The organism is Streptomyces europaeiscabiei (assembly GCF_036346855.1).
In the GTDB taxonomy this organism is placed as follows: Bacteria; Actinomycetota; Actinomycetes; order Streptomycetales; family Streptomycetaceae; genus Streptomyces; species Streptomyces europaeiscabiei.
In genome coordinates, this window is record NZ_CP107841.1 from 4,890,600 (window position 1) to 4,913,703 (window position 23,104).

20 protein-coding genes are annotated in these 23,104 nt (G+C 70.0%); 11 read left to right on the top strand and 9 right to left on the bottom strand.

What is annotated here, in order from left to right:
* Positions 1-33 precede the first annotated feature (33 nt).
* The gene (locus OG858_RS21350; RefSeq protein ID WP_319067737.1) at positions 34-468 is read left to right on the top strand and encodes an NUDIX hydrolase; all 435 of its coding nucleotides are present in this window, start codon (positions 34-36) and stop codon (positions 466-468) included.
* 144 nt (positions 469-612) lie between these two features.
* Here the strand turns inward: OG858_RS21350 and OG858_RS21355 are convergent, their stop codons facing one another.
* Complete coding sequence (locus tag OG858_RS21355; RefSeq protein WP_086749542.1) at positions 613-2,256, bottom strand: ice-binding family protein; 1,644 nt, start codon at positions 2,254-2,256, stop codon at positions 613-615.
* Positions 2,257-2,842: 586 nt separating this feature from the next.
* On the opposite strand from OG858_RS21355, the gene OG858_RS48180 reads away from it, so the two are divergent.
* From OG858_RS48180 to OG858_RS21370, 3 genes are all read left to right on the top strand, one after another.
* Positions 2,843-3,460, top strand: coding sequence for an NUDIX domain-containing protein (locus OG858_RS48180; RefSeq protein WP_408059419.1), 618 nt, complete (start codon positions 2,843-2,845; stop codon positions 3,458-3,460).
* A 342-nt stretch (positions 3,461-3,802) separates the two neighbouring features.
* On the top strand, positions 3,803-4,636 hold the full coding sequence (locus OG858_RS21365; RefSeq protein ID WP_319067731.1) for a hypothetical protein: 834 nt from the start codon (positions 3,803-3,805) through the stop codon (positions 4,634-4,636).
* Between the two features lie 102 nt (positions 4,637-4,738).
* Positions 4,739-4,924, top strand: a complete 186-nt coding sequence (locus tag OG858_RS21370) for a hypothetical protein (RefSeq protein WP_319067730.1) — start codon at positions 4,739-4,741, stop codon at positions 4,922-4,924.
* Between the two features lie 189 nt (positions 4,925-5,113).
* Here the strand turns inward: OG858_RS21370 and OG858_RS21375 are convergent, their stop codons facing one another.
* Positions 5,114-5,479, bottom strand: coding sequence for a metal-sensitive transcriptional regulator (locus OG858_RS21375; RefSeq protein ID WP_037688248.1), 366 nt, complete (start codon positions 5,477-5,479; stop codon positions 5,114-5,116).
* 188 nt (positions 5,480-5,667) lie between these two features.
* On the opposite strand from OG858_RS21375, the gene OG858_RS21380 reads away from it, so the two are divergent.
* Both OG858_RS21380 and OG858_RS21385 read left to right on the top strand, forming a co-directional pair.
* The gene (locus tag OG858_RS21380; protein WP_037688246.1) at positions 5,668-6,288 is read left to right on the top strand and encodes a DUF47 domain-containing protein; all 621 of its coding nucleotides are present in this window, start codon (positions 5,668-5,670) and stop codon (positions 6,286-6,288) included.
* A gap of 7 nt (positions 6,289-6,295) precedes the next feature.
* Entirely contained in the window at positions 6,296-7,294 is a 999-nt protein-coding gene (locus tag OG858_RS21385) for an inorganic phosphate transporter (RefSeq protein ID WP_319067729.1), read from the top strand.
* Positions 7,295-7,604: 310 nt separating this feature from the next.
* On the opposite strand, the gene pstB is transcribed toward OG858_RS21385, so the two are convergent.
* The 4 genes from pstB to pstS all read right to left on the bottom strand — a co-directional run bounded on the left by pstB (position 7,605) and on the right by pstS (position 11,791).
* A complete protein-coding gene (gene pstB, locus OG858_RS21390; protein WP_037688242.1) occupies positions 7,605-8,381 on the bottom strand; it encodes a phosphate ABC transporter ATP-binding protein PstB in 777 nt (258 codons plus the stop codon).
* A gap of 82 nt (positions 8,382-8,463) precedes the next feature.
* Positions 8,464-9,519, bottom strand: a complete 1,056-nt coding sequence (pstA, locus tag OG858_RS21395; RefSeq protein WP_086746334.1) for a phosphate ABC transporter permease PstA — start codon at positions 9,517-9,519, stop codon at positions 8,464-8,466.
* Positions 9,516-10,523 carry a phosphate ABC transporter permease subunit PstC gene (gene pstC, locus OG858_RS21400; protein ID WP_037688237.1) on the bottom strand — a complete coding sequence of 336 codons (1,008 nt, stop codon included), beginning with the start codon at positions 10,521-10,523 and terminating at the stop codon, positions 9,516-9,518. Before pstC ends, pstA begins: the two co-directional genes overlap by 4 nt.
* A gap of 137 nt (positions 10,524-10,660) precedes the next feature.
* Complete coding sequence (gene pstS, locus OG858_RS21405; RefSeq protein WP_179200757.1) at positions 10,661-11,791, bottom strand: phosphate ABC transporter substrate-binding protein PstS; 1,131 nt, start codon at positions 11,789-11,791, stop codon at positions 10,661-10,663.
* Between the two features lie 685 nt (positions 11,792-12,476).
* Here pstS and OG858_RS21410 point away from each other — a divergent pair.
* The gene (locus tag OG858_RS21410) at positions 12,477-14,033 is read left to right on the top strand and encodes an FAD-binding oxidoreductase (RefSeq protein ID WP_327748705.1); all 1,557 of its coding nucleotides are present in this window, start codon (positions 12,477-12,479) and stop codon (positions 14,031-14,033) included.
* Between the two features lie 265 nt (positions 14,034-14,298).
* Here the strand turns inward: OG858_RS21410 and OG858_RS21415 are convergent, their stop codons facing one another.
* The 3 genes from OG858_RS21415 to OG858_RS21425 all read right to left on the bottom strand — a co-directional run bounded on the left by OG858_RS21415 (position 14,299) and on the right by OG858_RS21425 (position 16,756).
* A complete protein-coding gene (locus OG858_RS21415) occupies positions 14,299-15,021 on the bottom strand; it encodes a phosphatase PAP2 family protein (protein ID WP_037688226.1) in 723 nt (240 codons plus the stop codon).
* Between the two features lie 235 nt (positions 15,022-15,256).
* Positions 15,257-16,264, bottom strand: a complete 1,008-nt coding sequence (locus tag OG858_RS21420) for a C40 family peptidase (protein WP_179200767.1) — start codon at positions 16,262-16,264, stop codon at positions 15,257-15,259.
* Positions 16,265-16,330: 66 nt separating this feature from the next.
* Positions 16,331-16,756 (bottom strand): ATP-binding protein, encoded by a 426-nt coding sequence (locus OG858_RS21425; protein WP_179200766.1) that lies wholly within the window; start codon positions 16,754-16,756, stop codon positions 16,331-16,333.
* 151 nt (positions 16,757-16,907) lie between these two features.
* Here OG858_RS21425 and OG858_RS21430 point away from each other — a divergent pair, with 151 nt between their 5' ends.
* From OG858_RS21430 to OG858_RS21445, 4 genes are read left to right on the top strand one after another with little or no spacing between them, the layout of a single operon-like run.
* Positions 16,908-17,756: a helix-turn-helix domain-containing protein gene (locus tag OG858_RS21430; protein ID WP_319067830.1), complete on the top strand. Its 849-nt coding sequence runs from the start codon at positions 16,908-16,910 to the stop codon at positions 17,754-17,756.
* An 11-nt stretch (positions 17,757-17,767) separates the two neighbouring features.
* A complete protein-coding gene (locus tag OG858_RS21435; RefSeq protein ID WP_319067727.1) occupies positions 17,768-17,959 on the top strand; it encodes a DUF397 domain-containing protein in 192 nt (63 codons plus the stop codon).
* Positions 17,952-18,218: a DUF397 domain-containing protein gene (locus OG858_RS21440; protein ID WP_328544625.1), complete on the top strand. Its 267-nt coding sequence runs from the start codon at positions 17,952-17,954 to the stop codon at positions 18,216-18,218. The genes OG858_RS21435 and OG858_RS21440 overlap by 8 nt, the downstream gene beginning before the upstream one ends.
* 40 nt (positions 18,219-18,258) lie before the next feature.
* A complete protein-coding gene (locus OG858_RS21445; protein WP_328544624.1) occupies positions 18,259-22,962 on the top strand; it encodes a hypothetical protein in 4,704 nt (1,567 codons plus the stop codon).
* Positions 22,963-23,104 lie beyond the last annotated feature (142 nt).

The window sequence follows — 23,104 nt, forward strand, 5'->3', positions numbered from 1 at the left end:
CGCAGGCCAGAGGCCCGACGAATCGAGGTAGTGATGGACATCACGCCGTTGGTACGTGCCGCAGGCTGTGCCCTGTGGCGCCGGTCGCCCTCCGGCGGGGGCATCGAGCTGGCCCTGGTCTACCGACCGAAGTGGTCGGACTGGTCTCTGCCGAAGGGCAAGCTCAAGCGTGGCGAAGAGGCCCGTGACGGCGCCCTTCGCGAAGTCCTTGAGGAAACCGGCATGGAATGCGCCCTCGGCCCGGAACTGCCGACCGTCCACTACACCGACGCCCAGGGCCGCCCCAAGCAAGTGCGCTACTGGGCGGCCGAAGCGACGAGCGGCGCGTTCGCCCCGAACCGCGAAGTGTCCCGCCTCCTCTGGCTGTCTCCCGAGGCCGCGGAGCAGCGCCTCACGCACGAGAGGGACCGAACGATGGTGTCCTCGCTTCTCGAAGCGCTGCACAAGGCAGGGACGGGCCACCAGTAGGGCTTGGCCGGGACGGTCCACCAGTAGGGCTTGGCCGGGACGGTCCACCAGTAGGGCTCGGCCGGGAAGGGGCGCCCCCCACCAGGGAGGGCGCCCCTCGCTCATTTCGCCGTCCTCCTCAAGAAGACGAGGCCGTGTTCTCGCTCAGTCCTCGCACTTCGCCTTGGACTTCACCTTGGACTTCCACAACCAGTCCTTCCCGTCCTGCTCCCAGGGGGGAGGACCGTCGTGCTTCCAGAGGGGAGGACCGTCGTGCTTGGAGCAGTGGGGCTTGTGGGGCTTGTGGCCCCCGTGATCACCCTTGCCTCCGTGCTCACCGTGATCACCGTGGCCTCCTTGATCACCGTGGCCCCCGTGGCCCCCGGGGCCCCCACCATGTCCCGCAGGACCCTGCGGCCCTTCAGGACCCTGAGGCCCGGTGTCTCCCCGGGGCCCCTCGGGCCCGATGCGACCAGTGTCTCCCTTGTCTCCCTTGTCTCCCTTGGCTCCCTTGGGCCCGACAGGACCGGTGTCTCCCTTGGCTCCCTCAGGCCCGATGCGACCGGCGTCTCCCTTGTCTCCCTTGTCTCCCTTGGCCCCCTGAGGCCCGACAGGACCGGTGTCTCCCTGGGCCCCCTCAGGCCCGACAGCACCGGCAGGCCCACTGGGTCCGACTGGTCCGAGAGGCCCGAGGGGACCGGTGTCACCCTGGGCTCCCACAGGCCCGACGGGGCCGGCAGGCCCACTGGGTCCGACAAGCCCGACTGGTCCGAGAGGCCCGGCAGGCCCGGCGGGACCCGCAGGTCCGGTGTCTCCCTGGGCCCCCTCAGGCCCGGCGGGACCGGCAGGCCCACTGGGTCCGGCGGACCCGGCCGGTCCGGCAGGCCCGGCGGGACCCGCAGGTCCGGCGTCTCCCTGGGCCCCCTCAGGCCCGGCGGGACCGGCAGGCCCGCTGGGGCCCGCAGATCCACTGGGGCCCGCAGATCCACTGGGGCCGGCAGGACCCGTCGGTCCGACAGGCCCGGTGGGGCCGGTCGCACAGAACGGCGTCGTGATGACGTTGTCGTCCAGCGTCACCGCGCCTGTCTGCGCGAGGGCCCGGCCCTGGATCTCGGCGCCGGTCGTCACCGTGATGGATGCCTGGGCCAGGATGGTGCCCACGAAGGTCGAATTGGTCCCGAGAGTGGCGGAACTTCCCACCTTCCAGAACACATTGCAGGGCTGCGCGCCATTGACGAGCACGACGCTGCTCGCGGAGGCGGTGGTCAGCGTCGATCCGGCCTGGAAGATGAAGACCGCATTGGGGTCACCCTTGGCATTGAGGGTGAGGGCTCCGGTGAGTCCGATGCCCTCATTGGCCGTGTAGACCCCGGGCACCAGTACCTGTCCGCCGAGATCTGCCGTAATGGCAGCCCCGGGTCCCCGACCGGCCGCATCGGTGTAGGCAGTGGTCAGATCCGTCTTCGCCTGAATGGCCTCGGCGTTGGACACATTCAGGTCGCCGAAGATCTGTCCGGGGCCGGCGGGCGTCGACGACGAGAAGCCCGTCACCGAGGAGCCCGGACTGAGCCCCACGTCACCGTTGATGACGGTGGGGCCGGTGTTGGTGATCTCTGAACCGGCCAGGATCGCGTAACTCTTGGCGGTCCCCAACTCAACCGGGGCTTCCGCGGCCTGCGCGGTGGAGAACCAAGCCAGAGTGGCCGTGGCCAGCAAGACCACGCCGGGCACGACCGCGAGACGCGCCTTGAGGCGGCGGTTTATACGGGGTCTGCCTCGCAGCGGAGATGGTGCGTCGACCACTGTCATTGTGACTGACCTTCCTTGTCGCCATTGAGCTCAGCCGCCGGCACAAGGGCACCCCGGACTCCCGCGGCGAGTTCCGTTCGGACCGGAAGCCGCGTCTCGTATCGAGGTCCGCGGAGTGGGCCGAGAACAGAGGACCGCTGGGGCGAGCACCTGCCGATGGTGATGAGCCGTCATTAACCCTTTGGAAGCTAGCAATAGCCGCATAAAGGACATACGGATAAGAGGCCGAACGAGGTGCAATGTGTGTGTTATTCACCCTGCCGGTCGTGTCGGTGCTTGCTTCCTCCGGCCATCGGCTCGCCCTCGGGGAGGGCCTGACCACCAGCCGGATCACGGAGCTGGCGACCGACTCCGAGCGCCCGCTCCACGGCTCGACCCCTCCCTGTCCGAAGCAGGTGGGGCCGGCACGGGCTGGTTGACCACCTGTCACCGAGCACGCCCACGACCGGCACGGGTACACCGACGTGAGCCGACAGGAAACGGCGGACGCCTTCGGTTCCCCCAGTCCCCGCTGCTTCGCATCGCCCACCGGACACAAGACGAGGCGTCAGCCGAGACGACCTCGGGCGACCGGGATCCGGATGCCGTGATCACCGTGCAGTCCCTCGCCGGGGACGAACAGGGCGCGGCCGTGGCTCGGGTTCCGGGAGTCGTCGCAGCACCCGGTTCCGGGGATGAAGTGGACTTCGAGATCCGTAAGGACCGGTCGCACCCCAAGGGCGAGTTGAAGCGCGACGAGGGCGCCCTCACCGGCGCACTGCGCGAGGTCGAGGAGGAGACCGGCCACCGCCGCTCGCCCGGCACCCGGCTGCCCACGACCCACCACTTCGTCAGCGGGCGTGCCGAGCAGGTGAGTTACCGGGCGAGCGAGGCGACCGACGGCCACTTCACGCGCAACCGCGAGGTGGACCGGATCCTCCGGCCGGGCCCGCCACCGCCCGCCGCACCCGCCTCACCCGCCTCACCCGGCCCGCAACCGGGAACTGATCGACGAGTCTCCTTGGCGATGCTCCGCCGCGCCTGCCCCTCCGCCGCGCCCGCCCCTCAGACCCCGCCCGCCGTGTGCCCCTGCGCGTCCGTCCGCGCCAGGCTCCGGGCCCGCCGGGCCGGACCTCGCCAGCCGCAGCTGCATCTCGCCACACAGAACTGGCCCTGTTCGACAGTGGTCGTACGGTGCTGCTGCGGAGGTATCGGCTCGTCCTGATGCGCCACACCCACAACGTTACCCAGGGCAAGTAAGCCCGATCCCTTCCCCTCGACCCCTTCCACCCGACCCCTCCCACCCGAACGCTCCCACCCGACCCCTTCCCCTCCGAACGCTCCCGCCCCGAACGCCCCCGCGGGGGGCGAAGCCCTTTCAGGGGTGCGGGGACCTGCGCGACCAGCCACATCCGACCCGCGGTCGCGACACGACGTACGACCCGGGTCCACGGGCGCCCCCGCCCCTCGGCCTCACCCACCCAGCGTGACGACCTCCCCGACCCGTCGTTATCCGACCGAACGAGCAGGAGACCCGGTACAGACCCGGCCAGGGGATTGGCAGGCGATGGTGACGCGGCGGCACAGCAGGACAGGCGCGGCGCTCGTCGCGGCAGGACTCATCGTCGGCACGACCGGTGTCACCGGCTGCTCGGGCGGCGGCGGCCCCGACGACTCCCTCCCCTCCGACCCGGTGGACCTGCTGCACCGCGCCGCCCCCACTCTCGTCCGCGCGGGCAGCTCCAAGGCCCGTACGGAGATGGAGATGGCCACCGGCGGCACCCGCGTGACCATCCACGGCGAGGGTGTCTACGACTACGGCAGACAGCTCGGCAGGCTCAAGGTGCTGCTCCCGCACGACCCCGCCGGCCGCAGCGAGCACCGCCCGATCACCGAACTCCTCGCCCCCGGCGCCCTGTTCATGAAGAACCGCGGCGCGGGCGTCCCCGCCGACAAATGGGTCCGCGTCGACACGGGCACCCTCTCCGACGGCAATCTGGTCACCGGCGGCGCAACCGACCCGTTCGCCGCGGCCGAGGTGCTGCGCGGGGCACGTACGGCAGAACTCGTCGGCGAGACCGAGATCGACGGCACCCAGGTCCGGCACTACCGCGGCACCGCCGACCTCACGACCGCCTCCCGCGCGGCCTCCGAGGGCAACCGGGCCCCCCTGCGCGCCGCCGCCGAGGGCTTCGCCACCGCCCGGGTCCCCTTCGACGCCTACCTCGACGACGACGGCCGCATCCGGAAGGTCCGCCACCGCTTCAGCTTCGTCAACGGCGCCCGGCAGGGCACGATCGCCGTCACCTCGACGACCCTGCTGTACGACTTCGGCGTGCCCGTCACCGTACGTCTGCCGAGGCCCGAGGACATCTACGCCGGGAAGATCTCGGAGGAGTAGAGGAGTAGCGGAAAGTACGGGGCCGGAAATGGTCCGTTGGTGCCATGCGCGGGTTGTGGGCCGCTGCCTACCCTAGGAGTCGGTGACGGCAGAGAAGAGGTGATGCGCGTGGCTCCGGCAGGCGGTACGGCGGTTCAGGACCACGTGGCCCTCGCCGAGATCGAGCTCTGCGGCGACCTCATCATCGCGGCCTCGACCACCGACGGCGACCGCCTCAGCCCCGACCGCATCGACGAGGTCCTGCGTGTCTGGGAAGAGCACGCCCACGAGGACCGACCGCCCCGGTAGCGGACGGCCCCGCCGGGAGCACCGGCCCCTGGCCGTATCCGCACACCACGGCCGGCCCCGGCGGCTGATCCTGTGGCCGCGCCCGGTAGCCGTACCTGGTGACCACACCCGGCAATTACACCCGGCAACCACACCGAGTGGCCGAAAAGCGCCCCCGGGCGGCACGCCCTCCAAGCCCTCCCCCGGCGCTCAGGTCCGCAGCAGCCGCCCGATCGCCTTCGTGGCCTCCTCCACCTTCGCGTCGATCTCGGCGCCGCCCTTGAGAGCCGCGTCGGCGACGCAGTGCCGCAGGTGTTCTTCCAGCAGCTGCAGCGCGAAGGACTGCAGGGCCTTGGTGGAGGCGGAGACCTGGGTGAGTATGTCGATGCAGTAGACGTCCTCGTCGACCATCCGCTGGAGCCCACGGATCTGCCCCTCGATACGCCGCAGGCGCTTCAGGTGCTCGTCCTTCTGGTGGTGGTACCCGTGGATTCCACGGTCGTGGTCGGTCACGACACCCGGCTCCACGCCGTCTACGGCGGAGGGCACTTCAGCGCCGGCCCCTGTGGTCGTCATCGCAGCCTCCAGACATATACCCCTACCGGGTATATGGTAGCGAACTTTGGCGGGTATGCGCCCTGCGGGCGGCCCCCCTGCCGGTCGATCTTCCTGATGGGCGACACTGGGGGACGGCCCATTAGCCGTGGCCGGATGATGCGCCTAGCATCAGCCTGACCGAAACCAATGCATACCGAGGACCCCACGTGCGCTTTCGTCTGACCCCCAGGGAGACGAGCTTCTACGACATGTTCGCCGCATCCGCGGACAACATCGTCACGGGCTCGAAACTCCTCATGGAACTGCTCGGGGCGGACACCGCCGGCCGGGCCGAGATCGCAGAGCGTATGCGGGCCGCTGAACACGCCGGTGACGACGCCACACACGCGATCTTCCACCAGCTGAACTCCTCGTTCATCACGCCGTTCGACCGCGAGGACATCTACAACCTCGCGTCCTCCCTCGACGACATCATGGACTTCATGGAGGAGGCCGTCGACCTGGTCGTCCTCTACAACGTGGAGGAACTGCCCAAGGGCGTCGAGCAGCAGATCGAGGTGCTGGCGCGGGCCGCCGAGCTGACCGCCGAGGCCATGCCGAACCTGCGGACCATGGCCAACCTCACGGAGTACTGGATCGAGGTCAACCGGCTGGAGAACCAGGCCGACCAGATCCACCGCAAGCTGCTGGCCATGCTCTTCAACGGCAAGTACGAGGCCATCGAGGTGCTGAAACTCAAGCAGATCGTGGATGTGCTGGAGGAGGCTGCGGACGCGTTCGAGCACGTGGCGAACACGGTGGAGACCATCGCCGTCAAGGAGTCCTGAACCTTTAATGGACACCTTCGCTCTGGTCGTGACCATCGGGGTCGCGCTCTTCTTCACGTACACCAACGGCTTCCACGACTCCGCGAACGCGATCGCGACCTCGGTGTCGACCCGCGCGCTGACGCCCCGCGCGGCCCTCGCCATGGCCGCGGTGATGAACCTCGTGGGCGCCTTCCTCGGCAGCGGCGTCGCCAAGACGGTCAGCGAGGGCGTGATCTCCACGCCCGAGGGCTCGAAGGGGATGGGCATCCTCTTCGCGGCGCTGGTCGGCGCGATCACCTGGAACCTCGTCACCTGGTACTTCGGTCTCCCGTCGTCCTCCTCCCACGCGCTGTTCGGCGGCATGGTGGGCGCGGCACTCGCGGGCGGTACGACGGTCTACTGGTCCGGCGTCCTGGAGAAGATCGTCATCCCGATGTTCGTGTCACCGGTGGTCGGCCTCGTCGTGGGCTATCTGGTGATGGCGGCGATCATGTGGATCTTCCGCCGCGCCAACCCGCACAAGGCGAAGCGCGGTTTCCGTATAGCGCAGACCGTGTCGGCGGCCGGCATGGCCCTCGGCCACGGTCTCCAGGACGCCCAGAAGACGATGGGCATCGTCGTGATGGCCCTGGTCATCGCGGACGTCGAGGACTACGGCGATCCCATCCCGGTCTGGGTGAAGATCGTCTGCGCGGTGATGCTCTCCCTCGGTACGTACGCGGGCGGCTGGCGCATCATGCGCACCCTGGGCCGGAAGATCATCGAACTCGACCCGCCGCAGGGCTTCGCCGCCGAGACCACCGGCGCGTCGATCATGTTCATCACGGCCTTCATCTTCAAGGCCCCCATCTCCACGACCCACATCATCACCTCGGCGATCATGGGCGTCGGTGCGACCAAGCGCATCAACGCCGTCCGCTGGGGCGTGGCCAAGAACATCATCCTCGGCTGGTTCATCACGATGCCGGCCGCGGCCCTGGTCGCCGCCGCGAGCTTCTGGATCGTGAACCTGGCGGTCCTGTAGTCCCCGCCCCGCACCGCAAGGGCCGCGGGGAACTGCGCCCCGTCAGGGGCGCGGGGAACTGCGCGAGAAGCCCCACCGGACCCACGCCCGACCACTCGGCGACGGGGGTCTGGGGGCGCAGCCCCCAGGGATGGGACGGGTAGGGGCGGCGGGGGCGAGAAGAACCACCTGCCACGCCCCCGCGAGAAGGACCCCGTACGGACGAGAAGAAAGGGCCCGCCCCCGGAAACCGGGGACGGGCCCTTCACCTACCTCGCGGCGGCACCGCCATGCAGCACCGCGAGGAGTTCCTTCGGACGAGGACGACGGCCTAGCCGAAGCGGCCGGAGATGTAGTCCTCCGTGGCCTGGACGGACGGGTTGGAGAAGATCCGCTCCGTGTCGTCTATCTCGATGAGCTTGCCGGGCTGCCCCACGGCCGAGAGGTTGAAGAACGCCGTACGGTCGGAGACACGCGCCGCCTGCTGCATGTTGTGCGTCACGATGACGATCGTGAAGCGCTCCTTCAGCTCACCGATGAGGTCCTCGATGGCGAGCGTCGAGATCGGGTCCAGCGCGGAGCACGGCTCGTCCATGAGCAGCACCTTCGGCTCGACCGCGATCGCGCGGGCGATGCACAGCCGCTGCTGCTGACCGCCGGAGAGACCGGAACCCGGCTTGTTGAGGCGGTCCTTGACCTCGTTCCAGAGGTTCGCGCCCTTGAGGGACTTCTCGACGATCTCGTCCAGCTCGGACTTCTTCTTGCCGCCGACCAGCTTCAGGCCCGCCGCCACGTTGTCGTAGATCGACATCGTGGGGAACGGGTTCGGCCGCTGGAAGACCATGCCGACCTCACGCCGCACGGAGACCGGGTCGACCCCGGCGCCGTACAGGTTCTCGTCGTCGAGCATGACCTTGCCCTCGACGCGGCCGCCCGGCGTGACCTCGTGCATCCGGTTCAGGGTGCGCAGAAACGTGGACTTGCCGCAGCCGGAGGGACCGATGAAGGCCGTCACCGTACGGGGCTCGATGGCCATCGAGATGTCCTCGATGGCCCGGAACGAGCTGTAGTAGGCGTTGAGGCCGCTGACGTCAATTCGCTTGGCCATGGGAATCACTGCTTCTTTCGCGGGGGAACTGGTCGCTGTATGGCCGCGTCAGCGACCGGCCACGCGGCGGAGCCGCGTGTTGTCATCGTGGGGCCTTCCAACGGGCGATACCGCGGGCCGCCAGGTTCAGGATCATGATGAAGGCGATCAGCGTCAGCGACGCCGCCCAGGCACGGTCGTACGCCGCTCCGGAGCCGCCGCTCTGCTGGAACTGCAGATAGATGTACATCGGCAGCGAGGCCTGCGGGTCGGCGAAGGGGTTCGCGTTGATGTAGTTCGAGCCCCACACCAGCAGCAGGACCGGAGCGGTCTCACCGGCGATACGGGCGACCGCGAGCATCACACCTGTCGTGATACCACCGATCGCGGTCGGCAGCACGATTTTGAGGATGGTGCGCCACTTCGGCACGCCCAGGGCCAGCGAGGCCTCGCGCAGCTCGTTCGGGACGAGCTTGAGCATCTCCTCCGTGGAGCGGACGACGACCGGCAGCATCAGGATGGTCAGCGCCATCGCGCCGGCGAAGCCGGAGGGGCCCATGCCCAGTATCAGGATCCAGGTACTGAGGATGAACAGACCCGCGACGATCGACGGAATGCCCGTCATGACGTCGACGAAGAACGTGACGGCCTTGGCGAGACTGCCGCGACCGTACTCGACCAGATAGATCGCGGTCAGCACACCGATCGGCACGGAGATCACCGCGGCGAGGCCGACCTGCTCCAGCGTGCCGAGGATGGCGTGGTAGATGCCGCCGCCGGGCTCGGAGGTGGAGACCACACCCATCGAGTGGCCGAGGAAGTAGCCGTCGAGGACCTTCACACCGCGCTTGACCGTCTCGTATATGAGGGAGGCCAGCGGGATGAGGGCGAGCAGGAACGCGACCCAGACGAGGCTGGTCGCCACACGGTCCTTGGCCTGCCGGCTGCCCTCGACCCGCGAGGTGATGACGTACGACCCGAGGACGAAGAGGACTCCGGCGATCAGGGCCCACTGGATGGAGCTCTCCAGTCCGGCCACCGCGCTGATGCCGAGCCCCAGGGCGATCGAGCCGGCGGCGACCGCCCACGAGAACCACTTCGGCAGGGACGCGGCACGCAGCGTGCTCGGGCGCTTGCCGGAGAGAGTCGAGTTGCTCATGCGTTGGCCCCCGAGAACTCCTTGCGGCGGGCGATGATCAGGCGCGCCCCACCGTTGACCAGCAGAGTGATGACGAACAGGACCAGACCGGAGGCGATGAGCGCGTCCCGCCCGATCTCGGTGGCCTCACTGAACTTGCTCGCGATGTTCTGGGCGAAGGTGCCGCCGCCCGGGTCGAGCAGGCTGAGGTTGATCTCGAAGCTGGACGACAGGACCATCGCCACGGCCATGGTCTCGCCGAGCGCGCGGCCGAGGCCGAGCATCGACGCGGAGATGACACCGGAGCGCCCGAAGGGCAGCACCGCCATGCGGATGACTTCCCACCGGGTGGCGCCGAGGGCCAGGGCGGCCTCCTCGTGCATCCGCGGGACCTGGCGGAAGACCTCGCGGCTCACGTTGGTGATGATCGGCAGGATCATGATCGCGAGCAGGATGCCGACGGTGAGCATCGAACGGGGGGCGCCGCCCTGCCATTCGAAGATGCCGGTCCAGCCGAGGTAGTCGTTCAGCCAGCCGTAGAGCCCGTCGAGCTGCGGTACGAGGACCAGGGCGCCCCAGAGGCCGTACACGATGGACGGCACGGCGGCGAGCAGGTCGATCACGTACGCGATGGGGCCGCCCAGCCTGCGCGGTGCGTAGTGCGTGATGAACAGGGCGATGCCTACCGCGACCGGGACCGCGATGGCCATGGCGATGACCGACGAGACGATGGTGCCGAAGGCCAGGACCGCGATGCCGAACACCGGCGGCGCCGCGGTGGGGTTCCACTCGAAGGTGGTGAAGAAGTTGGCCTCGTCCTCACTGATCGCGAGCGCGGCACGGTAGCTGAGGAACACGGCGATGGCCGCCATGAGCGCCAGCAGGAAGATGCCGGATCCGCGGGAGAGACCGAGGAAGACCCGGTCGCCGACGCGCGTGGCGCCGCGGGCGGCACGCTTCTCCTCGACGTTCACGGAACTCGGTGGGGTGGGGGGAGCGGGAGTGTCTTTGGTCGATATGTCCATCACGTTCTCCGGTCTGCGGAGCCGTCGTCGTGCGGGCGACGGCTCGGGGCGGAGCCGCCCGCGATGGCGGAGGGCTCCTGGCGGCGGTGCACCGGACGGTGCGGCCCGGTCCCGGTGGGGACCGGACCGCACTCAGGTCAGCTCAGTTCCGAGATGGTCGTGCGGACCTTGGTGATGATCTCCTCGGGCATCGGGGCGTACCCGGCCTCGGAGAGCAGCGCCTGGCCGTCCTCGGAGGCGACGTAGGTGAGGAAGGACTTGGTGGCGGTCAGGGTGTCGGCCTTGTTGCCCTTGTCGCAGACGATCTCGTAGGTGACGAGGGTGATCGGGTAGGCGCCCTCGGCGGTCGGCGTGTAGTTGAGCTTCAGCGCGAGGTCCTTGCCGGTGCCCACGACCTGGGCCTCGGAGATGGCCTTGGTGGCGTTCTCGACGGTCGCCTTCACCGGGGTGGCGGCGCCGGTCTTGACGTCGACCGTGCTGATGCCGTCCTTGGCGTAGGAGAGCTCCATGTAGGAGATCGCGCCCTTGGTCTCCTTCACGCCCTGCGCGACACCGGAGGAGCCCTGCGCGGACTGGCCGCCCTTGGCCTGCCAGGCCTTGCCGCCCTCGTACTTCCAGCTGTCGGGGGCCGCGGCGATCAGGTACTTGGTGAAGTTGTCCGTGGTGCCGGACTCGTCCGAGCGGTGGAAGGCCTGGATCTTGAGGTCGGGCAGCTCGGCGTCGGGGTTCAGCGCCGCGATGGCCTTGTCGTTCCAGTTGGTGATCTTGCTGTCGAAGATCAGGGCGAGGGTCTTGGCGTCCAGGATCAGGTTGTCGACACCCGGGACGTTGTAACCGACGGCGATCGGACCGCCGACCATCGGCAGGTCGATGCCCTGACCGCCGGAGCAGATCTCCTTGGAGGCCGTGACCTCTTCGGGCTTCAGCGCCGAGTCGGAGCCGGCGAAGGCGACCTGGCCCTGGGTGAACGCGGTGATGCCCGCGCCCGAACCGCTGCCCTTGTAGTTGATCACGACGTCCTTGCAGGCGCTCTGGTACTGCTTCACCCAGGCGTCGATCGCGTTCTTCTGCGCGGAGGAGCCGTCGGCCAGCAGCTGCCCCTTGGCGTCGCCGCAGTCGATGTTGCCGGCGGCCGCCGTGCTGTCGCCCGTACCGCTCGCGCCGCCACTGGTGTCGTCGGACCCGCATGCCGTGAGGGTCAGGACGCCGGTGAGGGCGACAGCACCGAGAGAAAGGGCGCGCAGCCGGTTCTTGCGCTGAAGCTTCACTTTCGGGAGTTCCTTCCAGGAGCCGCCGTCCACATGGCGGCGTGCGAAGTCGTCGTATCAGCATCGGGACGTGTCCAGCGGGTGCCTTCAGTCCCTCAGACTGCTGTCGTCACGGGTTGCGCGGCCCCATTTCGGCCCACACCCCGCACCGGGTAAGGCCGAAATTAGGCAGATCAGGTGAAGCCGCCGATGGACGGAAGTGAACGGCGAGTGAACCCCTGCCGAAAGTGCGGTGAGGTCACGGAACGCTCACGGGAAGAGCACGTGCAGATTCCGATGCGGCGACCCCCGACCGATCACCTCACCCACCCCACCGGACTCAAGCGTTCCACACACCCTCACCTTCCCCCTTCTGTGGTGACGCTCCGCACTCATACCACTACAGAGAGAAGCAATCCCCAGTTCAAGCCCGCCCTACGCCCACCCATCGCCCCCCGCCCACACAAAAGGGACGCGGGGAACTGCGCGAAAACCACAGGATTACCGTACAAACCACCCAAGCCGGCCACCGCATCACCCCCAGCGGGGGCCTGGGAGCGGCAGCCCCCAGAATCGGGCGTCGAAGGGGCACAGCCCCTGGGGACGGGAACGGGCAGGGGCGGCGGGGGCGAGAATCCGGGAACCCCACCCCCACCAACCCCGTCTCGTTCCACGACCCACCCCACGCGGCGCACCGGAGGCGCACATGGAACGACGCACGTTCATCGGCGGCGGCGCAGCCGCCCTGACCACCCTGACGGCCTCCGCCTGCACAGGCACCGACACCGGCACCGGCACCCGCGCCACGGACACCTCCCTGCGCACGACAGCCACGGGCGCGGGCACCGCGTCCAAGGCCACCGTCGCCAACTGGTCCGCCCTAGCCCGCGACCTCGACGGCCCCCTCGTCCGCCCCGGCGACAAGGCCTGGTCCACGGCCCGCCAGCTCTACAACACCCGCTTCGACACCCTCAAGCCCACCGCGGTCGCCTATGTCGCCCACTCCGACGACATCCGCACGACCCTCGCCTACGCCAGGGCCCACGACATCAAGGTCTCGATCCGCAACGGCGGCCACTCCTACGGGGGCTGGTCCTCCGGCAACGGCCGCCTGGTCGTGGACGTCTCGAAGCTGAGCAAGGTCCGCGCCTCCGCGAACGAGGCGGTGGTCGGCGCCGGCGCGAAGCTCATCGACGTCTACCGCGCCCTGGCCGCGAAGGGCGTGACCATCCCCGCCGGCTCCTGCCCGACCGTGGGCGTCTCCGGCCTGACCCTCGGCGGCGGCCACGGCGTGACCTCCCGCGCCTACGGCCTGACCTGCGACAGCCTCACCCAGGCCACCCTGATCACCGCGGACGGCAAACAGCTGATCGCGAACGCCACGACGAACAAGGACCTCTTCTGGGCCCTACGAGGCGCGGGCAACGGCAACTTCGGGGTGGTCACCGAACTCCGCTTCAAGACCCACCCGGCCCCCCAGGGCGTCACCGCGTACGTCACGTGGCCGTGGTCCAAGGCCGCCGCCGTACTGAAGGCCTGGCAGGAGTGGGGCCCGACGCAGCCCGACGAGATCTGGTCCTCCTGCCACCTGGAGAACGGGGGCAGCCCGTCCGTCGCGGTCGCCGCCTTCTCCCTCGGCACATACGGCGACCTCGAGAACGCCCTCGACCGCCTTGCGGACCGCGTCGGCACCCCGGCCCGCAGTGTCTCCCTGCGGCGCCGCTCGTACGAGGATGCCATGGAGGGCTACGCGGGCTGCGCCTCCTTCTCGACCGACGCCAAGTGCCACCTTCCCGGCTCGACCCCGGGCCGCTCCCCCCAGGGCGCGCTGGGCCGCGAGACGTACGCGGCCCGCTCGGACTTCTTCGACCGCTCGATCTCCTCGGCGGGCATCCAGACCCTCCTGACCCAGATCACGGGCGTGAAGGGCGGGGCCGGCAGCATCGCCCTCACGGCCCTCGGCGGCGAGATCAACCGCGTCTCCCCCACGGCCACGGCCTTCGTCCACCGCCGCTCCCGGATGCTGGCCCAGTACCTCGCCTCCTGGAAGAGCGGTACCTCCGGCACGACGGCCCAGTCCTGGCTCACCACGGCCCACAGGTCCATGACCCGCCACGCCTCCGGCGCCGCCTACCAGAACTACGCCGACCCCACCCTGACCAACTGGAAAAAGGCCTACTACGGCGACGCGGTCCCCCGCCTCACCACCCTGAAGAAGAAATACGACCCGAAGCGCTTCTTCACGTTCCCGCAGGCGCTGTAGCCCCGGACCCCTGAAGGGCCGCAGGCCCCTTCAGGGGCGCGGGGAACTGCGCGACAAGCCCCCACCCACCCGCACCCGCCGAACAACCGACCCCCCGAGCCATTAGGCGCCCGAGGGGGTCGAGGGGGTCGAGGGGGTCGAAGGGGCACAGCCCCTGGGGACGGGAACGGGTAGGGGCGGCGGGGGCGAAAAGGATCCCGGGCGAACCCCCAGGAAGATCCCCGGACGAACCCTCGGGAAGCCCCGGAAAGCCCCGGGCGAACCCTCAGGCCGCCAGATCCCGCTCCTCCGCCGGAGCCCCCTCGACCCGCGCCCCCGGAATCACCGCACGCCCCCCGTCCCGCCCCCGAGCCCGCACGACCCACCCCACCCGAGGCGACCGCTCCACCGCCCTCATCAACGGCGTGAGCAGAGCCATCGCCAACGGCGACAACAGCAACGCGACAGCGGTCCCCAACGCGAACCCACCGATCACGTCAGTCGGATAGTGCACACCCATGTACACCCGGATGAACCCGCCCAGCAGCCCGATGACCAGCCCGACCATCCCGAACTTCCGATTGGCGACGAACAACCCCACCGCCATCGCCATGATCAGCGTCGCGTGATCGCTCACGAACGAGTAGTCCGTCTTGCCGGAGACGAGCACCTCCAGCCCCTCATGATCGAGAAAAGGCCGGGGCCGCTCCACGAACCCGCGTATCGGCACGTTCACCAGCACGGCGATCCCGGCGGCGAGCGGCGCCCACACCAACGCGGCCACGGACGGGGCGGCATCCTCCCCACCCCGCTTCCGCACCCCCCACCAGCACCACAGGATCAGCAGCACCATCGCGAAGAGGAGCCCGTACTCACCCACGAACTCCATCACCCGGTCCAGCCAGTGCGGCGCGTCCTTGGCGAGGCCGTTGATGTCATACAGCAGCTCGACGTCGGGGTTCGATCCGGATTCAGCGGCAATTGCGGCATGCGCGGCGAGTCCAGCCATCGTGCTGCGGCCCTTTCGTCATCGTTCTCGCGACCGCACCCTTACGTGCGCCGCGCTTTGCCACCCCCGTGGTGTGCGTAGTGCTTCCGCATGAGCGTCAACGTGCTACGTCAAATAGGAACGCACACTCCCCTTCAATGCGTTCCACTCTCCACTGAATGATCACCCAGACGTTATCGAAGAGAGACACGTCTCCGCAGCTCAGGGCAGGGTCTCACAGAGAATTACGGCGCTGTCAGACCGTCTTGGGCAATGCTTTCGCGCCATCCTCGGTGACCCGTGTGGCACCGAAGTAGTCGGGGGTATCAACCGGGTCGAACCGGATGACGGCCCCCGTCCGCGGAGCGTCGATCATGTATCCGCCCCCCACATAAATCCCGACGTGCCGAATGGCGCGGGAGTTGGTGAGGTCGTCCGAGAAGAACACCAGATCCCCGGGCAGCAGCTCGTCCCGCGAAGGATGCGGCCCGGCATTGTACTGATCGTTCGCGACCCGCGGCAGCGTGATCCCCACACTCTCGTACGCCGCCTGCGTCAGCCCCGAGCAGTCGAAGCGTCCGCCCTGCTCAGCGGTGCCGGTGCCGCCCCACAGATACAGCGTGCCGAGCTTCTTCTGCGCGTACGCGATGGCCCCGGCCGCCTGCTCGCTCGGATCGACCCGGCTCGTCGGCGCGGCGAAACTCTCCGACAACGTGGTGATCGTCTTGACGTAGTTCTGGGTCTCCTTGTACGGCGGGACGCCCCCGTACTTGATGACGGCGTACGCGCCCGCGTTGTAGGAAGCGAGCATGTTCGCCGTCGGATCACCGGGTACATCCTTCACGTACGACGCGAGGTGACAGTCGTACGATGCCGCCGATGGAATCGCGTCATTCGGGTCCCAGACGTCACGATCCCCGTCCTTGTCCCCGTCGACCCCGTGCGTGGCCCAAGTCCCAGGAATGAATTGCGCGATCCCCTGCGCGGCGGCAGGGCTCTGCGCCTTCGGGTTGAACCCGCTCTCCTGATACAGCTGTGCGGCGAGCAACGCCGGATTGATGGCGTCGCACAGATTGCCCCATTTCTGCACGAGGGTCTGATAAGCGGCGGGCACGGCCCCCTTGGCCAGCCCGACCGACTTCCCGCCGATCCCGTTGGCGAGGTTCCCGGCGACCATGTAGACACCCACGACCAGCAGCAGCACGAAGCTCAGCCCGGCGCTGCCGGCAGCGATCACCACGATCCACGCCTTACGCACCGTCAACCGCCCCTCACCGCGCGCCAGTCCGCCGTCAGCAAGTGTAGAGCGGACCCCGCCCCGGCGGAATGATCACTCGGCGGCCCCGCAGTCGACCCACAGCAGCTTCCCACCCTGTGAGACACCGAGGTCCCGCAACACGGACACGCCCCGGTCCTCGGCACAGGCACGTACGAGCTGGAGCCCACGCCCGCGCTCCGCGTCGAGGTCGACGGGTCCGGCGTCCTCCTTGAATCCCACCGGCACCCGCCAGTCCCGGTCCCACACCCCCACGCGCAGCCTCCCGCCGATCTCCAGCACCCGCAGGGCGTACTCCTGCGCGGTGTGCCGATGAGCGTTGGTGAGCAGCTCGGCGGCCAACAGTTCGGCGGTGGGGGCAAGTTCGGAGAGGCCGTGCGCGGCGAGCACGGCCCGGAGGGTGGCACGCCCGACGCCGGGGGACCGGGGATCACGCGGGAGGCTCAGGGTGTAGTTCCAGGACGGGGATACGGTGGCCATGGAAGTCTCCGGTTACTGAGGGGAGTTGGTTGGATACGGCTCCTGAGCCCTAAAGTAGCGAGACAGAGTTAATACATTCACCGATTCTCGGCAATTTCGTTCACTGCCACCCGTGTGGGTGACCAGCGGCGGCAAGGAGGTCGACAGCCCCGTGAGGACCAACCCGACGGGCAGACAACTCCGCTTCGGCGCAGAGCTGCGCAAACTCCGGGAGCGAGCGAGCCTGAGCGCCACGGAAGCCGGTCAACTCCTGGGCATCAAACAGACGCAGGTCAGCAACATGGAGGCCGGCCGCGTGGGAGTGAGCCCCGAGCGCCTGCGCACGATCGCCTGCCACTACGACTGCTCTGACAAGGCCCTGGTCGAGGCGATGGCGGCCATGACGTCGGACCGGAAGCGAGGCTGGTGGGAGACCTACCGCGAGCTGCTCCCGACGCCGCTGGTCGACCTGGCCGAACTGGAGCACCACGCCAAGTCGTTGCGCGACGCCATCACAGCCCGCATCCCTGGCCTGCTCCAGACCCGCGAGTACGCCCTTGAGATCTTCCGCAAAGCGGTCACCGAACTCTCACCGCCCGACATCGAGCACCGGCTCTCGTTCCGCATCAAGCGGCAGGCGATTCTCTTCCGTGAGGATGACCCGACTCCGTACGAGGCGGTCATCCACGAGGCCGCCTTGCGCATGCGGGTCGGCGGTTCCACGGTTGCCCGACAGCAGTTGCAACACCTGCTCGACATGAGCGACCGACCCCACATCACCCTGCGCGCGATCACCTTCGACGCCGGCGCCTACCCGGGGTCCGGGCAGTCGATCCACTACGCCTTCGCCCACGTGCCACAGCTGGACACCGTCTATCTCGACCAGTCCCACGGCCTGGCGTTCCTCGACGCCGAGGCGCAGTTGCACAAGTACCGCACGCTGTTCGACCGGATCGAAGCCGTCACACTCGCTCCCGAGAAGACCCGAGACCTCATCCACAACGTGATGCGAGAGCTGTGAAGGGAACACCCATGACCCCACGCTGGCAGAAGTCCTCGTACTGCTCCGAGGGCGCCTCCTGCGTCCACATATCCACCGGCCCCGCCACCATCCACATGACCGAATCCGCCGACCCCACCCGAGCCACCCTCACCACCACCCCCTCCTCCTTCCGAGCCCTCCTCCACGCACTCAAACTCGACAAGGAACCCACCCGTGTCTGACATCCCCCCGGACCTCGACTGGATCCGCGCCGCCCCCGAGGACGCGACGGGCCCCGGCCCCTGGATCGAGCTGGCCTTCGGGGAGGGGCAGGGCGAGGACGACCCCGAAGCCCTCGTCTACATCCGCGAGACCAGCGACCCGGACAACGTCGTGACGACGAACCGCCGGAAGTGGGACGCGTTCGTACTGGGCGTACAGGCGGGGGAGTTCGACCACTTCGTGGAGGGTGTGGAAGGGTTCGAGCCGACGAAGAAGTAGGCCCGGGGGCGTTGTCGGTGGGGCGTGCCAGGATCTCGGTATGAAGGTCAACGTCCCGCTTCCGACACAGCCGCACACGTCGATGGTGTACGTCGACTGGGTCAGAGCCCACGACCCGGCCGGCGAGCCGATCGCGCTCGACGCGCTGGAGGCGGTGCGCGCGCAGATCCGGGTGGCGTACGAGAAGCCGGGCCGTTTCCTGACGGACATGGAGCGGCAGGCGACACGGCTGCCGGCGGCGCATCTGCCGTGGTTCTGGGACATGGTGGGGCACCGCCTGAGCGGCTGGAGCGTCCGCTACGCGGGGAAGGCGTTCGCGCTGGCGCGGAAGGCGGAGCGGGAGCACGCACTGCCGGTGGACGGGGAGTGGTACCGGGCGAACGTACGGCTGTTCGCGGGGCTCGGGGCGCTGCCGGTCAAGGAGTTGACGGATCACCAGCGCCGGCTGGCCGGCGAGCTGAGCGCGGCGGAGGCGCACGCGGAGTACACGCGGGTGCTGACGGCGTGGGCGGCGTCGCCGGGTGAGTTGCCGGCGACGCTGGCCGGGCGGGTGCGGGCGTCCGCTGAGGCTGCGGGGCTGGGCCGGGACGAGGACGCGCGGGTGCTGGCGGCGGCGGTGGGCGGGGCCCGGGGGAAGGCCGTACCGGACGCCCTGCTGGACGCGGTCGCGGGGCTGCTGGCGGAGTTCCCGCAGGGCGACGACGTGAACGCCGCGCTGGTGGACGTGTTCCCGGATGCGCGGGGCGACGCGGCGGCCTGGCTGCGGCTGCTGCTGCGCTCGGGCGCGGCGGAGGCCGTGGTGGCCGGGCGGGTGGCGCCGGAGGGCGGGGTCGCCGGGTGGCTGGGGCGGTACACGCGGATGTACCGGCACGCGCGCGTGGCGGGCGGGGGTGTGAGGTCGCAGCAGCTACCGACGGAACTGTTCGAACTGGTGACCCTGTTCGCGCCCCGGCTGCGCGCGGCCGAGGCTCCCGTGCGGCTGCACGAGGACCGCTATCAGTGGCCGGAGCTGGACGCGGATCTGCTGGACGCCTGTCTCGCGGAGGGGGTCGCTGTCGAGGATCCGGGCGACTCGATCGGGTTGAAGTTCTGGGGCGGCAAGTCACGGCGGGACCTCACCGCCCTCGCGGCCGACCCGGTCTTCAGGCCCCGGCTGGAAGGCACGGTCCACGCCGGTCTGCGCGGCGGCGGCTCGGCGATCACCCGGCTGCCGGAGAACGCGGGTATCGCCGCCGAGGTGCACACCAGGATCGAGAAGTTGATCGGCGAGTTGCGGGGCGGTGGGATCGCGGCGGCCGACGAGGCGGTGGACGAGCTGGCCGCGCTCCTCGACCGCCCGACGGCGACGGCCCTGGACGGCATCGAGGAAGTCCTGGCCGCACTGGACCTGACCGGCCCGCTGACCCGCGCCCTCACCGCCGGGCTGCCGGAGGAGCTGGGCTGGCCGGCGCTGGAGGCGGTCCTGGCCGAGTTCGGCGATGCCGCCGGGCCCGACGACGTACGGGGCGGTGTCCGCGGCGTCACCTGCACCTGGCCGGTGCTGACCGTCTACGGCGACGACCGTGCCGTGGCCGTGGACCACGCGGGCCGGCGCGGCTCCTGCGCCTTCGCTCTCCCCGACGGCACGACGAGCCACAGCGTGCACTTCGCGGGCGGCCGGTTCCTGGTGTACCGGACCGCCCTGGGCCGTGACACCCTCGCGCGTTTCGGGGAGCACGGCTTCTGGACCGACCGGCCCGAGGAGGTGTTCGAGCCGGAGCAGCGGATCGGGCTGCGTCCGTACGACGGGATCATCGACGGCGGCTTCGGCTTCCAGTTCGCGAGCCTGGACGGCGGCACCGAGGCCGGCCGGCACGACGGGGACCGGGTGCTGCGGCCGGGCGACCGGTCCGGCATCGGCAGCCGCGAACTGCAGATGAGCGACGGCGAGCGGTTCTGGAGCGCCGACGTCTACCACGACAACTGGGAGCGCGTCGACCCGACGACCGGCGCGCGGACCGGGGACCGCGCGCTGCCCGAATTCCACCGCGACGCCGAAGTGCCGCCGGGTCGGGCGGTGTTCATGGACTCACTCACCCTGGCTGCCCTGCCCGAGGACGCCCCGCCGTCGCCACTGGGCCAGGACGGACGACTGACCGGCTGCCACGTCCTGTACCGCACGCCTTACGCGGGCCCCTCCCCCACCGATTTTCTGCTGCGTTCCGTCGACGGCCGTGAGGGACGGTTCGTCAGCACCCGGCCCGGACGTCACCCGTGGGGCATCCTCCGGCTGCCCGCGGGCGGCGAGGACGCGGTGCTGGTGGAGCCGAGCCACGTACGGGTCCACGCCGTCACCGACGGCTCTCTCCTGTGGGAGTCCCACGGCTTCCCGGCCACCGACCGGCACCGGGGCCGCAAGACCTCCGCCCACAGCGTCGGCCCGCTGCCCCCGCCCGCGTACTGGCACTTCCTCACCCCGCGCGACGAGTCCGCGTCCAAGGCACTGCGCACGGTCACCGCCGAGGTCGTACGCGCGCTGCTCGACGCGGCCCGCGACGCGACGCCACGGGCCGTACACGCCGAACTGGGCCGGCTGCTGCCCGAGGTGACCGAAGCGCGGATCGCGGACGGGGTGGTGCGGGTCGCGCTGCTCGCCGCCGAGGTGCTCCGGCGGCGTGAGGACCTGTCCCGGCGCGTGGCCATCATGCGGTCGGGCCCGGTGGTGACACTCCCGGCCGAGATCCCCGACACCGCGCTGTCCCCCGCCCTGTACGGCCTGCTGCCCGAACTCCGCGCGTACGAGGCCCACGTGCCCGGCCCCCGGCCCGCCACCATCACCGCGGTCGCGGCGGACGGCCGGTATCTGCGCGGCGAGATCGACGACGAGACCCGGCGGCTGGCGCTGCCCGCGGAGCCGCTGGAGTGGGCCGCACTGCTCGGCGGTATCGACGCGGCGGCCTGGCGTGCCGTGGTGGACACCACCTCCGACGAGGAACGGACGGCCCTCGCGGCGCTGCTCCGCACCTGGAGCGCCCAGCCGTTCGCCGAGCGGGGAGGGCGGTGGCGTACCGGCCGCGCACCGGTGGCGGCACTGGCCGCGTCCCGCGCCGCCGGGCAGGTCATCGCCTCGGTCGGCGAACGCGGCGGCACGGCCCGGTTCGTCCAGCGGGCCGATGATCCGGCCCCGGTCCGTACGGCGCCCGAGACCGATGCGATCGAGGGGGAGGACGACGAGACGTTCACCGTCGAGCAGGACGACACCGCGCGCCTGCCCGAACTGCTGGATCTGATGGCGCGACGGGGCCCGCTGCCCCTCGCCGCGCGGGCCGTCGAGGTCTTCTCCCGGCGCACGGGGGTGCGCGGCACGATCGCGACCCTGGTCCTGGCCGGCCTGCCCCGACGGCAGCGGTACGACGACGACTGGAAGATGCTGCGCTCGAAGCCGTACAAGGCGACCAAGCCCGTCGCCGACGAGTACCACGACTTCTGGCACCGGCTCGGTCCGGCGGGACGGCGTGCGGTGCTCGCGGCGGGCGTGCCGGAGGACCCGGCCGAGCTGTGGACGGACGGCGGGACGGTTGCGGCCGCGGAGCGCATGGCGGAGGTGTGGGTCGCCCTGCTCGGCGCCACGGCGTACGTGGACGACGGCCTGGCCGACGCGCTGGAGGCCGACCTGGGGCTCGCCGGCCCTTGGGCCCGTGCCCTCACCACCGACGAGGCACCCCCCGCCGGAACCGATCCCGGCCCGCACGGATTCGTCCTGGTCGGCAGCGTCAGCGGCGGGCTCACTCTCCACCAGGCGTGCCCCGACGGAACGGCGGGCGACTGGGTGTCCCCCTCCGCCCTCCCGGACCAGCAGTTGCTGTCCGTCGTGGCCTGGGCCCTCACCGAGCGCCCGGTCGGCGACCCCGCCGCCGTCGGCGCCGTGGCGCTGTACGGCCGGCTGCGGACGCTGCTGGACGCTCCCGGCACCCTCGTCCCCCTGGGTCGGCACCGGGCGCTCGCCGCGGCAGCGGCCGACACCCCGGGCTTCGCGCCCTACGAGGGGGCGGTGCTGCCCTGCCCACATCCCCTGCGGGAGAACGTGACCGAGACGTCCACGGCGTACGACGACGGCCTCTTCGTGGTCGCCGTCCCCCACGGCGACGTCTTCCTGCGGTCGTCCGCCCTCGCCGATCCGGACCGGCTGGAGCGGGCGGAACACCTGTGCGACGAACTGGCCCTGTCCTGGCTCCTGGGCGAGGTCCGAGCGCTACAGGAGCTGCGCGTCGGAGGGCTCCTCCGGATGACGGAGCGGGTGTCCACGACCCCGGTCCCGCCGGGCGGCCACGAGCTGAACCCGGCCCTGAGCACCCCCGACCTCGTCGCCGAGGCCGCCGAGTCCCTGGGCGTCGGCACCGACGCCGCCACGCTGTACCTTCAGCTCCTCGCCCTCGCCCGCCCCACCGACCAGAACGTCCGCCGCTGGAACGGCTGGACGCCCGCCCGGCACAGAACCGCACAGACAGAGCTGTCGGCCGTGGGCGCAGTGGAGACGGACAAGCGCCCCCGAGCAGGGCGCACGGTGTTCGTCCCGGGCCCGTGGACCGACCTCAAGGCGCCCCATCTCCCACTGGAAGCCGCCAAACTGGCCGCCCACCGCGCACCGTCCACCACGGCGACCCGCCTGCACGGCCCGTTCACCCGCCTGCTGCCGCCGGTACCGCCGCACGAGCTGTTCGCCGGCGCTTGGGCCGAGTCGCGCATCCGAGTACGGGGGAGGTGACCGGAGGGCGGACGCCCGAAGGAAGACGACAGTCCGGGAGCCGCCCGAGGAGAACGCCGGGGCAGGGACGACAGTTCCGGGAGGGCGACCGCCCCGCGAAGGACGACAGTTCCGGGAAGGCGACCGCCCCGCGAAGGACGAC

Excerpts from the sequence above, each read along its gene's own strand:
- OG858_RS21350 (WP_319067737.1), top strand. The coding sequence starts at position 34 with ATGGACATCACGCCGTTGGTACGTGCCGCAGGCTGTGCCCTGTGGCGC.
- OG858_RS21355 (WP_086749542.1), bottom strand. The coding sequence starts at position 2,256 with ATGACAGTGGTCGACGCACCATCTCCGCTGCGAGGCAGACCCCGTATA.
- OG858_RS21365 (WP_319067731.1), top strand. The coding sequence starts at position 3,803 with ATGGTGACGCGGCGGCACAGCAGGACAGGCGCGGCGCTCGTCGCGGCA.
- OG858_RS21370 (WP_319067730.1), top strand. The coding sequence starts at position 4,739 with ATGCGCGTGGCTCCGGCAGGCGGTACGGCGGTTCAGGACCACGTGGCC.
- OG858_RS21375 (WP_037688248.1), bottom strand. The coding sequence starts at position 5,479 with ATGACGACCACAGGGGCCGGCGCTGAAGTGCCCTCCGCCGTAGACGGC.
- OG858_RS21385 (WP_319067729.1), top strand. The coding sequence starts at position 6,296 with ATGGACACCTTCGCTCTGGTCGTGACCATCGGGGTCGCGCTCTTCTTC.
- pstB (WP_037688242.1), bottom strand. The coding sequence starts at position 8,381 with ATGGCCAAGCGAATTGACGTCAGCGGCCTCAACGCCTACTACAGCTCG.
- pstA (WP_086746334.1), bottom strand. The coding sequence starts at position 9,519 with ATGAGCAACTCGACTCTCTCCGGCAAGCGCCCGAGCACGCTGCGTGCC.
- pstC (WP_037688237.1), bottom strand. The coding sequence starts at position 10,523 with ATGGACATATCGACCAAAGACACTCCCGCTCCCCCCACCCCACCGAGT.
- OG858_RS21410 (WP_327748705.1), top strand. The coding sequence starts at position 12,477 with ATGGAACGACGCACGTTCATCGGCGGCGGCGCAGCCGCCCTGACCACC.
- OG858_RS21415 (WP_037688226.1), bottom strand. The coding sequence starts at position 15,021 with ATGGCTGGACTCGCCGCGCATGCCGCAATTGCCGCTGAATCCGGATCG.
- OG858_RS21425 (WP_179200766.1), bottom strand. The coding sequence starts at position 16,756 with ATGGCCACCGTATCCCCGTCCTGGAACTACACCCTGAGCCTCCCGCGT.
- OG858_RS21435 (WP_319067727.1), top strand. The coding sequence starts at position 17,768 with ATGACCCCACGCTGGCAGAAGTCCTCGTACTGCTCCGAGGGCGCCTCC.
- OG858_RS21445 (WP_328544624.1), top strand. The coding sequence starts at position 18,259 with ATGAAGGTCAACGTCCCGCTTCCGACACAGCCGCACACGTCGATGGTG.